13 protein-coding genes and 1 pseudogene are annotated in these 12,550 nt (G+C 70.6%); 5 read left to right on the top strand and 9 right to left on the bottom strand.

All coding sequences use genetic code 11. The annotated features are described in order from the left end of the window. Positions 1–20: 20 nt before the first annotated feature. Entirely contained in the window at positions 21–1,082 is a 1,062-nt protein-coding gene (locus tag QP939_RS16460; protein WP_285457653.1) for an NADH:flavin oxidoreductase/NADH oxidase, read from the top strand. Here the strand turns inward: QP939_RS16460 and gad are convergent. From gad to QP939_RS16440, 4 genes and pseudogenes are all read right to left on the bottom strand, one after another. Continuing rightward, on the bottom strand, positions 1,079–2,467 hold the full coding sequence (gene gad, locus QP939_RS16455; RefSeq protein ID WP_285457652.1) for a glutamate decarboxylase: 1,389 nt from the start codon (positions 2,465–2,467) through the stop codon (positions 1,079–1,081). The genes QP939_RS16460 and gad overlap by 4 nt on opposite strands. Before the next feature lie 73 nt (positions 2,468–2,540). Continuing rightward, positions 2,541–3,018, bottom strand: a pseudogene (locus QP939_RS16450) (Dps family protein). Between the two features lie 32 nt (positions 3,019–3,050). Beyond that, positions 3,051–3,473: an organic hydroperoxide resistance protein gene (locus QP939_RS16445; protein ID WP_285457651.1), complete on the bottom strand. Its 423-nt coding sequence runs from the start codon at positions 3,471–3,473 to the stop codon at positions 3,051–3,053. A gap of 134 nt (positions 3,474–3,607) precedes the next feature. Further along, positions 3,608–4,180, bottom strand: coding sequence for an NADPH-dependent FMN reductase (locus tag QP939_RS16440; RefSeq protein ID WP_285457650.1), 573 nt, complete (start codon positions 4,178–4,180; stop codon positions 3,608–3,610). Positions 4,181–4,550: 370 nt separating this feature from the next. Between QP939_RS16440 and QP939_RS16435 the strand changes: the two genes are divergently transcribed. The 3 genes from QP939_RS16435 (at position 4,551) to QP939_RS16425 (ending at position 6,469) form a co-directional block, all read left to right on the top strand. Then, positions 4,551–4,688: a hypothetical protein gene (locus tag QP939_RS16435; RefSeq protein WP_285457649.1), complete on the top strand. Its 138-nt coding sequence runs from the start codon at positions 4,551–4,553 to the stop codon at positions 4,686–4,688. Then, a complete protein-coding gene (locus QP939_RS16430; protein ID WP_285457648.1) occupies positions 4,688–5,311 on the top strand; it encodes a DUF3558 domain-containing protein in 624 nt (207 codons plus the stop codon). Before QP939_RS16435 ends, QP939_RS16430 begins: the two co-directional genes overlap by 1 nt. Before the next feature lie 105 nt (positions 5,312–5,416). Then, complete coding sequence (locus tag QP939_RS16425) at positions 5,417–6,469, top strand: alpha/beta hydrolase (protein ID WP_285457647.1); 1,053 nt, start codon at positions 5,417–5,419, stop codon at positions 6,467–6,469. Positions 6,470–6,544: 75 nt separating this feature from the next. On the opposite strand, the gene QP939_RS16420 is transcribed toward QP939_RS16425, so the two are convergent. From QP939_RS16420 to QP939_RS16410, 3 genes are all read right to left on the bottom strand, one after another. Next, positions 6,545–7,069, bottom strand: coding sequence for a hypothetical protein (locus QP939_RS16420; protein ID WP_285457646.1), 525 nt, complete (start codon positions 7,067–7,069; stop codon positions 6,545–6,547). A gap of 393 nt (positions 7,070–7,462) precedes the next feature. Further along, positions 7,463–8,062, bottom strand: coding sequence for an acyl-CoA-like ligand-binding transcription factor (locus QP939_RS16415; protein WP_285457645.1), 600 nt, complete (start codon positions 8,060–8,062; stop codon positions 7,463–7,465). Further along, entirely contained in the window at positions 8,043–9,569 is a 1,527-nt protein-coding gene (locus QP939_RS16410) for a DHA2 family efflux MFS transporter permease subunit (protein ID WP_285457644.1), read from the bottom strand. The genes QP939_RS16415 and QP939_RS16410 overlap by 20 nt, the downstream gene beginning before the upstream one ends. Positions 9,570–9,753: 184 nt before the next feature. Between QP939_RS16410 and QP939_RS16405 the strand changes: the two genes are divergently transcribed. Continuing rightward, complete coding sequence (locus QP939_RS16405) at positions 9,754–10,890, top strand: MFS transporter (protein ID WP_285459763.1); 1,137 nt, start codon at positions 9,754–9,756, stop codon at positions 10,888–10,890. A 66-nt stretch (positions 10,891–10,956) separates the two neighbouring features. Here the strand turns inward: QP939_RS16405 and QP939_RS16400 are convergent, their stop codons facing one another. Beyond that, positions 10,957–11,340, bottom strand: a complete 384-nt coding sequence (locus QP939_RS16400; protein WP_285457643.1) for a DUF8711 family protein — start codon at positions 11,338–11,340, stop codon at positions 10,957–10,959. Positions 11,341–11,357: 17 nt separating this feature from the next. Next, a complete protein-coding gene (locus QP939_RS16395; protein WP_285457642.1) occupies positions 11,358–12,539 on the bottom strand; it encodes an RtcB family protein in 1,182 nt (393 codons plus the stop codon). Positions 12,540–12,550: the final 11 nt, after the last annotated feature.

The raw sequence follows: 12,550 nt of genomic DNA, 5'->3' as shown, positions 1-12,550 counted from the left end.
CACGTGTCGTTGATCCAGACGTGAGCCGACTCTTCAGCCCGATCACCGTCCGCGGCCTCACCCTGCCGAACCGCGCCTGGGTGTCGCCGATGTGCCAGTACTCCGCCGTCGACGGCCTGCCCGGCGATTGGCACCTCGTGCACCTCGGCCAGTTCGCCACCGGTGGCGCCGGGCTCGTCATGACCGAAGCGACGGCCGTGACCCCCGAAGGCCGGATCAGCCCGCAGGACACCGGCATCTGGTCCGACGCCCACGCCGAGGCGTGGAAGAAGATCGTCGGCTTCGTGCACGGCCAGGGCACCGCCATCGGCATGCAGCTCGCCCACGCCGGGCGCAAAGGCTCGACGCGGCGGCCGTGGGAAGGCCCCGGCAGCGTGCCGCCCGAAGACGGCGGCTGGCAGAGCGTCGGCGCCGATGCCCAGCCCTTCGGCACCTACGCCCCGGCGCGGCCCCTCACCACCGACGAGGTCAGCGCCCTCCCCGCGGCCTTCGCGGACGCGGCGGAACGAGCGGTCGGCGTCGGCTTCGACGTCCTCGAACTGCACTTCGCGCACGGCTACCTCGTGCACCAGTTCCTCTCCCCGCTGTCGAACTCCCGCACCGACCGCTACGGCGGCGACTTCGAGGGCCGCACCCGGCTCGCGCTCGAGATCGCCGACGCGGTCCGGGCCCGCACGAACGTTCCCCTCTTCGCCCGCCTGAGCGCCACCGACTGGACCGAGGGCGGCTGGACCCTCGACGAGTCCGTCCGCCTGGCGAAGCTCCTCGCCGAGCGCGGCATCGACCTCATCGACACCTCGAGCGGCGGGAACACCCCCAACCCGGACATCCCGGTCGGCCCCGGCTACCAAGTCCCGTTCGCCGAGCGGATCCGCGCCGAAACCGGCCTCCCGACCGGCGCCGTCGGCATGATCACAGATCCGCACCAGGCCGAGGAGATCGTCGCGAACGACCAGGCCGACGTCGTGTTCCTCGCCCGCGCGCTGCTGCGGGACCCGCACTGGCCGCTGCGCGCGGCGAACGTCCTCGACGCCGACGTGCGCTGGCCCGACCAGTACGCCCGCGCCAAGTCCTGGCACTAGTGGTGGAACGCGGTCGCCTTTGCCGGGTCCTTCGGGCGGCCGCCCTCCTTCTCCAACTCCGGCAACACCCGCGCGAGGTCGGCCAGCAGCAGGTCCGCCAAGTCGTGCGTGAAGCCGTTGCGGACGACGATCCGCAGCACGGCCAGGTCCGTCCGGTTCTCCGGGAACGTGTACGCGGGCACCAGCCAGCCCCGCTCGCGCAGCCGCCGGGACACGTCGAAGACGTCGAAGCCCGCGTCCGCGCCTGTCGTGAACGCGAACACCGGCAGCTGGTCCCCGCGGGTCAGCAACGAGAAGGGCCCGAGCGCCTCGATACCGGACGAAAGGTGCGTCGCGACGTCTCGTGAAGCCTGGTGCACCGCGCGGAACCCTTCGCGGCCGAGACGCACGAACGTGTAGTACTGGGCCGCGACCTCCGCGCCCGGGCGGGAGAAGTTCAGCGCGAACGTCGGCATGTCGCCGCCCAGGTAGTTCACGTTGAACACCAGCTCGGACGGCAGCGCGGCCTGGTCTCGCCAGAGCACCCAGCCGACGCCCGGGTACACGAGCCCGTACTTGTGGCCCGACGTGTTGATCGACGCCACCCGCGGCAGCCGGAAGTCCCACTCCAGGTCCTCGTCGAGGAAGGGCGCGATCATGGCGCCCGACGCGCCGTCGACGTGCACCGGGATGTCCCAGCCGGAGCGCTCCTGCAGGGCGTCCAGCGCCGCCGCGATCTCCGCGACCGGCTCGTAGCTGCCGTCGAACGTCGAGCCGAGGATCGCGACCACGCCGATCGTGTTCTCGTCACAGCGCGCCACCGCCTCTTCGGGGCCGAGGTGGTACCGGTCGCCCTCCATCGGGACCAGCCGCGGCTCGACTTCCCAGTACTCGCAGAACTTTTCCCAGCAAACCTGGACGTTCGCGCCCATCACGAGGTTCGGCTTCCCGCTCCGGCCGAGGCGGGACCAGCGCCGCTTCAACGCCATCCCGGCGAGCATGCAGGCCTCCGACGACCCGGTCGTCGAGCAGCCCATGACGTCCGTGGGGTCCGGCGCGTGCCACAGGTCGGCGAGGATGTTCACGCAGCGGCGCTCGAGCTCAGCCGTCTGCGGGTACTCGTCCTTGTCGATCATGTTCTTGTCGACGCACTCGGCCATCAGCTCGCGCGCCTGCGGCTCCATCCACGTCGTGACGAACGTGGCGAGGTTGAGCCGCGCGTTGCCGTCGAGCATCAGCTCGTCGCGCACCAGCTGCAGGGCGGTGTCCGGCGGCAGCGGGTCGTCGCGCAGCTTGTCGTGCGGCATGACGAAGCTCGCCGCCAGCGCCGGGTTCGCCCCGGCGTACATCGGATTCGTGCCGCCGGCGCGGTCCGGGCGGTCGGCTTTCCCCTGATGCAAGACCATGCCACCGAACGTACTGAGCCCGGCAACGCGAAAGGGGCCGTCCCGTCCGGAACGACCCCTTTCGCGCGAAAAATCAAGCCTGCTGGGCCTGCCACATCCAGTGCGCCTCTTCGAGCGCGCGGGTGATCTCGATCAGCAGGTCCTGCGTCACGAGGTCGCTCTTGTCGGTCTCGTCGATGCGCTGGCGCAGCCGCTCGATGAGCGCGGCGAGGATGTCGACGATCGCGGCGACCGTGGACTCCACGGACTGCCAGTTGTCGGGGTACTCGGGCACGCCCGAGCTTCTCGACGACGGTCTTCGCCTTGCCGTTCGGCGAGATGCCGATGGCGTTGGCGCGCTCGGCGACCTCGTCGACGTACTGGCGCGCGGTGTTGACGAGCTCGTCGAGCTGCAGGTGCGCGCTGCGGAAGTTCGGGCCGACGACGTTCCAGTGCGCCTGCTTCGCGATGAGGGAGAGGTCGACCAGGTCGACCAGCGTCGCCTGCAGGGCGTTGCCGGTGATCTCCTTGTCGGCCTCGGACAGCGGGCTCTTGATCGGAGAGGTGCTCATCTCTGGTGTTCCTTTCCTCAGTGGCGGGGCGGTCAGACGGTGGCGGAGAGGGCGACCTCGATGTTGCCGCGGGTCGCGTTGGAGTACGGGCAGACCTGGTGGGCCTGCTCGACGAGCTGGTCGGCCTGGGCCTGCTCGAGGCCCGGCAGGGAGACGTTCAGCGCGACGCCGAGGCCGAACCCGACCTCCTGCTTGAGCACGCTGACCTCCGCGGTGACGGTCGAGCCGTTCAGCGGCACCTTGGCCTGGCGGGCGACCAGCTGCAGCGCGCTGTGGAAGCACGCGGAGTAGCCCGCGGCGAAGAGCTGTTCGGGGTTGGTCTTGTCCCCGCCGGGGCCGCCCATCTCCTTCGGGATGGCCAGCGACTCGTCGATGACGCCGTCGGACGAGGTCACCTCGCCGTTGCGGCCGTCACCGCGCGCCGTCGCCACCGCCGTGTAGATCGCCTGCCCCATGCTCTGCCTGCCTTCGGTTCCGGACGCTCCACAGCGAGCGTCTCACTGAGCACAACATTCCGCAGCCGCGGAACAGTGCCCCCACATGGCAGGCATCACTCCGAACGGTTACCCGGAGCGACTTCGGCGAAACTTCATGCGGTGCGCGTCACGGCGAATTCGGCCACCTGCCGCCCGATCAGGCGCAGGGTGCGAACGCTCTTCAGGTCGGACGCGCCGCCGGCGTCGTCGAACTTCGTCTCGGCGGAGTTGATCGAACCACCCAGTGGGGTGGCCCAGCCGCGCAGCGCGTGCGTGATCGTGCGGAGCTGTTCGAGCGTGGTGACCGCGGCCTGCCAGCCATAGGCGACGGCGGCGAGACCAACCGCGCGGCCGTCGAGGTAGGGACGGGGGTCGTCACGCAGGTCCTCGACGTAGTCCAGGGCGTTCTTGACCAGGCCGGACAGGGCACCGTGGTAGCCGGGCGAGACGACGATGAGCCCGTCAGCCTCCCGGACGGCTTCGACGAGCCGCTTCGCGCGTTCGTCGCGATCCGGCTCACCGGCGTCGTAGAAGGGCAGCACCAGCTCGGGCCCGGTGAGCATCCGCGTGCGGACACCGGCTTCAGCCGCGCCGGCGAGCGCGATCTGCAGCGCGCGCTCGGACTGCGAGCCCTCGCGCAGAGAGCCGCCGATCCCGAGCACGTTGACCGTCCTGGCTGAAGTCACGCCTTCCAGGCTAACCCCTCTAGTTAACTGGAGGACCAGACTCTGGGACCGAGGTCCTGGTCACAGCAGCCCTGCCCGGCGAACCGCGGCAGCTCACCTGAACGAGGCCGCGGTCTTCGTTCTCCCTGGTCCGGGTGGGAACGCTGGTAATCTGCGATTCGTCGGATACGCAGGGTGCCCGGGGTGGAGCACACTGCGAGGCTAGGGGAGAGCTGATGACGACAACGGCGGTGAGCGATGCCTGAGGGGCAGCCACCGGTGTACGACCCGGGGACACACCGGGCACCGCAACAGCCGGTGACACCGAGGACCGGGTCTGGAGTACGCCAGCGGCGGTAACGCCGAGCTGATCCGAGCCTCGGGCAACGCGTTGGCCGAAACCCTGGTGCAGCGGGCGAACTACTGCGACGCGATGGCCGACAAGTTCGTCGCCGCGCTGGGCAAGTACGCGACTGCCGATGAAACCCACGCCACCGAAGTCGGCAACACCACGAAAGGCATCCTCTAGTGCGCCGTGTCCTGCTCTTGGCCTGCGTCGGGTCTCTCGTTCTTTCGGCGTGTTCGCCGGAGACGTCGGGCACGGCTTCTCCCGTCAACACGCCCAGTTCGGCCGAGACATCCGGTACGAGCGCGGACGTACCCGGTCCGGGCGTTCCCGAGGTGGAGTCACCGATCGACACCGCACGGTTCGCCTCGGAACCGTGTTCCGCGTTGACCGATTCCCAGGTGACCGAAGTGTTCGGCGGACCTGTGACACCGAAACCGGACCTCAACGCACCTGCGGGTCCCACCTGCGGCTGGGATCCGGCCGACGGCTCGGGTGCCAGCGTCCACGTCATCTTTTCGCCGCCTGACGACAACCTCGGACTGACGGGTGTCTACCGCGCACGGGGAACGAACTACAAGCTGTTCGAGCCCCTCGCGCCGATCGACGGCTTCCCCGCCGTCGTCTACGGGACGTCGGACCTCCGTTCCCAGGGAGTCTGTTCCGTGGCCATCGGCACCAGCGATCACGCAACAGTCGACCTGACCGTGACCCAGACGCGCGCGAAGGTGGGTAAGGCAGATCCCTGCCAGGCTGCCCAAACCGTCGCAGCCAAAGTGATCAGTTCCCTCAAGGGAGGAAATTGACGGTTACCGACGGGCCCCTGGCCCACGAGCTGGACACCCTCCCCGCTGGACCTGTTACCTACTGACAAGTAACGTCCTGGGCGGCACCGACGCTCAGGAGGAACCATGGCGATCCCGCTCCCGATCCGTGTCCAGGCGGCCGCGTCCCAGCTGGCGTTCTGGCTGCCCACCCCGGTGCGGCGGCTGGCCGCGGGCCGTCCGGTGCGCATCGACGGCCAGGACCTCGCGCTCGACGCCCAGCTGCTGCTGCGGCTCCAGAAGATCGCGCGCGCCGAGCTCGTCCGCGGCTCGGTCGAACAGTCGCGCGCCCTGCTTGACCAGGGCAGGCACCTGGTCAGCGGCAAGCCGATCGAGCCCGTCTCGGTGCGGGAGATCGCCGTGCCGACACCCGATGGCGATCTCCCGGCGACGCTCTACACGCCCGTCGGGCTGCCCGAGAAGTCGCCGCTGCTGGTGTTCTTCCACGGCGGTGGCTGGGTGATCGGCACCCGCGCCAGCCACGACAACGCCGTCCGGTTCCTGGCCAAGCACGCTGGGGTGCGGGTGCTGTCCATCGAGTACCGGCTGGCGCCGGAGTTCCCGTTCCCGGCGGCCACCGAAGACGCGCTCGCGGCATTCGAGTACGCGGTCGCGAAAGCGAGCGACCTCGGCGCCGACCCGGCGCGGATCGCCGTCGGCGGGGACAGCGCGGGCGGCAACCTCGCCGCTGTGACCGCGCAGCAGGCCGTCCGGCGCGGTGGCCCGGCGCCGGCTTTCCAGCTGCTGATCTACCCGGCGACGGACTTCGCGAAGCGCTACCGCTCGCAGGACCTGTTCGCCGAAGACCTGTTCCTGACCGACGTGCACATGAAGTGGTTCGAGGGCCACTACGTGCCGGAGGGCACGGACCTCGAAGACCCGCGGCTCTCGCCGTTGCGCGCCGACGACCTGAGCGGCCTGCCGCCGGCACTGGTCGTCACGGCGGGCTTCGACCCGCTTCGCGACGAAGGCGAGGCGTACGCGCAGAAGCTCGCGGAGGCCGGGGTCGACGTGGCGCTGCGGCGGCACGACGACCTGATCCACGGGTTCATCAACTTCACCGGGGTCGGCACCCGGTTCCGCGAGGCGCTCGCCGAGATGGCGGGCGCGCTGCGGGTCGGTCTGTCCAAGAAGGACTGACAAACGAACCCGGAGCCCGGCGCGGAGAAATGTCCGCGAGCCGGGCTCCGGGCCCCCCTGTTTTCGATGGCCGGACTACGAACCTGGAACCGGCAGGGGTGGTACCGGCAGCGGCGGCACCGGCACGGCGCCGAGCAGGCCGCCCAGGATGCCGGTGACGGCGCCCAGCAGGGCCTTCAGCAGGTCGCTGACGATCTTCAGCGGGCCGGGCAGGTCCGGGATGGGCGGCAGCGGGAGCGGCGGCAGCTGCCGCGGCGTCGCCTTCGGGTCGGCCAGCAGCCGGGTCGACTCGTCGGCGCGGCCCTTGGCCAGGCCGGCGAGCTGCTGCGTGTCGGTCTGGATCGTGTAGCGCTTCCCCGCCGCGATGTCCGCGAGCACCGGGCTCAGCCGGTCCAGGTCGGCCCGCGTGGCGCCGACGTTGCCCGCGTAGGCCACCTTGGTCAGGTCGTCACGCATTTGCAGGACGTTGGCGGCGAGGGCCTGGGTGCTGGAGGAACCCTTGCCCCCGTCCGGGCTCGCCGACGCGATCCCCGCCATTCCGACCGCCAGCAGACTGCTCGCGGCTACCAGGGCGATGGATCGCCCGAACTTGCCTTTCATTCCTTACCTCCTGGCCTCGGGAGACCTGACGGGTTAAATCGATACCCGCCGTATCGGAGATAAGCCACCCGATCACCGGTTGGGGAAGTTTTCTAACCCTTACGTGCCGGATGCGGAGGCAGCGAACTTGCCCGCAATTGATTAACGTCGAAACCTTGCCCGTCCCCCTGAAGATCATCCTGACCGATCCGGATCATCACCGCAGGTAGCAGCCGTCCACTATGGAACGTCTTGGTCACTCACACAGGTGTAAACGGTGATCGTTTAGCTTCATCACTCCGTCGGACCGCGTGTCGCGACTGCTCCAGACGGGGCGTCCCCCACGCTCGCACCGCCACCCACAAGGTTCCGCCGTGGTGAACGCGGAAATGCGAAATCAATTCCGCGAAAAGCTCAGAGCGGCAGGCCGGCCTCGAGGTGCGCGACCGCCCGGTCGAGGACCACCAGGGTGTCGGCTTCGGGATCCGCCGCGGCGCCGAGGAAGGCGGCCATCACCACGCCGACCACCGCCCCGGCCCAGTTGCGGACCTCGAAGTCGTCCGCCGCCCGTCCGGTGCGCCGCGCGGCCAGGTCGGCCAGCACGTCGATGCCCTCGGCGAACTTGTCCATCACCGCGGTGCGCAGCTCCGGCTCCCGGAACACCAGCATCTGCCGCTGGCGTTCACGTTCCCACTCCTCGCCGGCGACCTGCTCGCGAATGGTGTCCACAGTGGCCCGCAGCGCGCCGATCGGGCTCAGCTCGGCGGGCTGCGCGAGCGCGGCCGCGATGAGCACCGGGTCGAACGGGTCGTAGAGGACCGTCGCCTCCTTCGTCGGGAAGTACCGGAAGAAGGTGCTGGGCGAGATCTCCGCCGCGGCCGCGATCTGGTCGACCGTCGTGGCGCTGTAGCCCTGCTCGTGGAACAGCCGCAACGCGTGCCGCTGGATCGCGGCCCGCGTCTTGGCCTTCTTCCGCTCCCGCAACCCGGCCGGCTCAGCTGGCGACGACGTCATGCGCCGATTCTCGCGGCTGCGTCCCACCGGCCGGTCGCCCGGGCAGGAACAGCAGCGCGAGCAGGGCCCCGGCCACGCCGAGCCCGGCGCAGACCAGCAGCGTCGCCGCCATGCCGTCGGTGAACGCCGTCCGCGCGGAGTCGGCGAGCGCGGGCAGGTGCAGCTTCGCCGCGACGGCGACGGCTGCCGAGGCACTGCCGCGCACCGCGTCGGCCACCGGCCCCGGCAGGTTCGCCGTGGCGACGCCGTCGCGGTAGACGCCGTTGAGCACGGTGCCCAGCACCGCGACGCCGATGGTGCCGCCGACCTGGCGCAGCACCTGGATCAACGCCGAGCCGGCGCCTGAGCGACCTTCGGTGAGCGCCCCCATGGCCATCGCCATCAGCGGCGGCAGGGTGCAGCCGGTGCCCAGGCCGATGACCGCCTCCCAGCCGATCGTGCCGCCGTAGCCGTCCGACGGCGTGGTCGTCGCGCCCCAGGCCAGCCCGGCCGCGAGCAGCACGAACCCGCCGGTGACGACCAGGCGCACGCCGATCGCGGCGACCAGCCGTTCGGCGATCTTCGCCGAGGCCAGCATCCCGCCGATCAGCGGCAGCAGCCGCACGCCGGTCTGCAGCGCGTCGGCGCCCTGCACGGCCTGGAACAGCTGCGGCAGCACGAACAACAGGCCCATCAGCGCGAAGGACGCCATCGTGGCGAGCACCGCGCCCCAGACGAACCGCGGCTCGCGGAACAACGCGAGGTCGGTCAGCGGCGCGGCCACCCGCGTCTGGGCCCAGCAGAACACCGCGAGCAGCGCGACGCCGAGCGCGATCAGGCCGTAGGTGACCGGGTCGGCCCAGCCGTGTTCGCCGGCGTTGACGAACCCGTAGGTCACCGCGACCAGCCCGGCCGCCGAGAGCGCGATGCCCGTGAAGTCGATCGCGCCGCGGCCCGAACCACGCGTCAGCGGGACCAGGAACAGCACCGCGAGCACGCCGACCGCGGTCAGCGGGACGTTGATCAGGAACACCGAACCCCACGCGAAATGGTCCAGCAGCCAGCCGCCGAGCAGCGGCCCGAGCGGAATGCCGACGAACGTCGCCATCACCCACGTCGTCAGCGCCTTCGCCCGCTCTTCCGGCGGGAACAGGACGTTGAGCAGCGAGAGCGAGAGCGGGATGAGGAACGCGGCGCCGACGCCGAGCCCGGCCCTGGCGGCGATCAGTTCGCCGGGCGATCCGGCGTAGGCGCACCACAGCGAGGCCAGCCCGAACACGGCGAGCGCGCCGAGCAGCAGCTTCTTCGGGCCGAACCGGTCGCCCAGCAGGCCCGCCGGCAGCAGGAGGGCGGCCAGCGCCAGCGTGTAGGCGTTGCCGAACCACTGCAGCTGCGTGGTCGTGGCGCCGAGGTCGACGGCGAGCGTCGGCACGGCGACGTTGAGGACGGTCAGGTCGAGACCGACGGTCAGCAGGCTCACCGCGAGCGCGCCGAGCGCCCACCACCTGCGCGGATAGAGCTGAGTCATGGCGACCCCCAATTGAGAGTGACTACCAAATGATAGTAGCTCTCAGAATTTTCCGGCGCCAGGGTGCCGGTGACGGGAAACAAGTTGCACGCGCGTACCACCTTGGGGTCTCATCGAGGACGTGCCTCTGCAGCCTTACCGCCGGGTGCTGTCCGTCCCCCGCGTCCCGTCGACGATGGCCATGATGTTCCTGGCCCGGCTGCCGATGACCATGAACGGCGTCCTCATGACGCTGTACATCGTCACCGGGCTCGGCCGCGGCTACGGGGCCGCCGGCCTGGTCGGCGCCGGTGTCACGCTCGGGATGGCCCTCGGCGCGCCCTTGCTCGGCCGCTGCTTCGACCGGTACGGGCTGCGCCCGGTCGTCGCCGTCTGCGGGATCGGCACCACGGCCTTCTGGGTCGCCTCACCGCACCTGCCCTTCGAGGCGCTCGCCGCGGTCGCCGTCCCGGCAGGGATGCTCTCGGTGCCGGCGGGCTCGCTGGCCCGGCAGGTCCTGGCCGCGCTGGTGCCGGTCGAGGAACGACGCGCGGCGTACTCGCTCGACACGATCTCGATCGAAGCGACGTTCATGATCGGCCCGGCGATCGGGATCGCGGCGATCACGACACTGTCGCCGACGTTCACGCTCACCGCGCTCGGCGTGCTGTTCGGCGGCACGGCGTTCCTGATCTGGCTGGTCGACCCGCCGATCCGCGAAGAGCGCGACCCGGCCGAGGACGTCGCCCGGCCGAAGCTGCGCACCTGGCTGACCTGGCAGCTGGTGGCCACGCTGCTGGTCGCCGGCGGCGCGTTGTTCGTGCTCGTCGGCACCGAACTGGCGACGCTGGCGGCCCTGCGCGCGAACGGCGACATCGGCGTGACCGGGCTGGTCATCGCGGTGATGTGCGCGGCGTCGATCCTCGGCGGCATCGTGCACGGCGCCGTGCGGCGGTCGCTGCCGCAGGGCGTGCTGATGCTGCTGCTCGCACTGCTGGTGGTGCCGGTCGGGCTGGCCGACCAGCCGTGGTGGCTGCTGATGCTGGTGCTGATCCCGACGAACCTGGTCTGCGCGCCGACGCTCGCGGCGACGACCGAGACAGTCAGCCGGATCGCGCCGCCGCGCGTCCGTGGCGAGGCGATGGGGCTGCAGGACGCGGCCACCCGGCTCGGGCTGGCGCTGGGCAGCCCGGTGGTCGGCTTCGCGATCGACCACTCGAGCCCGGCGTGGGGTTTCGTCGCGGCCGGGCTCGGCGGCCTGGTGATCGCGTCGGCGGGCTTGCTGCGCCGCCACGCCCCGGCACCGGCCGCGGAGCCGGTCCCGGCCATGGCCGAAAGCTGACAGGTCTGCCGCGGCCCGTCGTGAGTGTTTAGGGCGGTTAGAACCGCCCTAAACACTCACGAGCGGTCAGCCGCCGCAGGCCGCGCGCAGGGTGTCGAGCTTCTTGACGTTGCGCTGCACCCACTGGGCCACGACCCCGGCGTCCTGGATGCGTTCCTTCTGCACCTCGACGTAGGAGTCGGCCATGCCGAGCAGCGCGTTCTTCACGTCCTGGTCCTGTACGTTCCCGGCGAGCTCGCGCAGCCGCTTCTCCTTGTCCTCGGCGCGCGCCTTCAGCGTCGCCGGGTCGACCAGCGGGTTCAGGTCCGCGAGCCCGAGCGCCTCGGTGCACGCGGAGACCTTGTCCGCCGTCTTGCTGCCCTGGTCGACCGCGTTGCTCACCTGGTCGCAGCCGGCCAGCAGCAGCCCGGCCGCCGCCAGCAGCGCGGCCGTCGTTCCCCGCCTCGTCATGGCGCCAACGTACCGCCTCAGCCCTTGACGCAGACCACCTGCTTGAGGTGCGCCACGACCTCGACCAGGTCCGTCTGCGCGCGGATCACCGAATCGATGTCCTTGTACGCGGCCGGGATCTCGTCGACGACCCCCGAGTCCTTGCGGCACTCGACGCCCGCCGTCTGCGCCGCGAGGTCGTCGGCGGTGAACAGCTTCTTGGCCTTGCTGCGCGACATCCGCCGCCCGGCGCCGTGCGACGCGGACTGGAAGGAGGACGCGTTGCCGAGCCCGCGCACGATGTACGAACCGGTCCCCATGCTGCCCGGGATGATCCCGAGATCACCCGATCCGGCGCGGATCGCGCCCTTCCGGGTGACGAGCAGCTCGACGCCGTCGTAGGTCTCCTCCGCGACGTAGTTGTGGTGGCAGGAAATGGCGTCGTCGAAGGTGGTCTGCGGGACGACGTCCTTCAGCGCCTGCTTCACGAGCGCGACCATCGTGGCGCGGTTGCGCGCCGCGTAGTCCTGCGCCCAGAAGAGGTCACGCCGGTACGCCGCCATCTCGGGCGTCCCGGCGACGAAGACGGCGAGGTCCCGGTCCGGCAGGTCGGCGTTGTGCGGCAGCTTCCGCGCGACGGCCATGTGCCGCTCCGCGAGTTCCTTGCCGATGTTGCGCGAACCCGAGTGCAGCATCAGCCAGACCCGGCCGTCGGCCTGGTCGAGGCAGACCTCGATGAAGTGGTTCCCGCCGCCGAGGCTCCCGATCTGCCGCGCGGCCCGGTCGTGCAGCTCCTGGACACCGGGGTGCAGGTCGCTGAAGCCACGCCAGAAGGCGTCCCAGCCGCCGACGCCGTGCACCTTGGCGGGGTTCACGGGCGTCTTGTGCAGCCCGAAGCCCACGGGCACGGCGGATTCGATGCGCCGCCGCAGCTTCCCGAGGTCGTCGGGCAGGTCGCTCGCGGTGAGCGACGTCCGGACGGCGCTCATGCCGCACCCGATGTCGACCCCGACGGCGGCGGGCGAGACGGCGTCGCGCATCGCGATGACGCTGCCGACGGTGGCGCCCTTGCCGTAGTGGACATCGGGCATGACGGCGACGCCGTGCACCCACGGCAGGTTCGCGACGTTGTGCAGCTGCCGCATGGCCTGGTCCTCGACGGACGCGGGATCCGCCCACATCCGGATCGGAACACGGGCGCCGTCGACGGCGGTGTACATGATTTCCTCCC

The organism is Amycolatopsis nalaikhensis, from assembly GCF_030264295.1.
GTDB lineage: Bacteria > Actinomycetota > Actinomycetes > Mycobacteriales > Pseudonocardiaceae > Amycolatopsis > Amycolatopsis nalaikhensis.
Note: the sequence above shows the minus strand (reverse complement) of the source record. Positions and strands in the feature narration are given on the sequence as shown.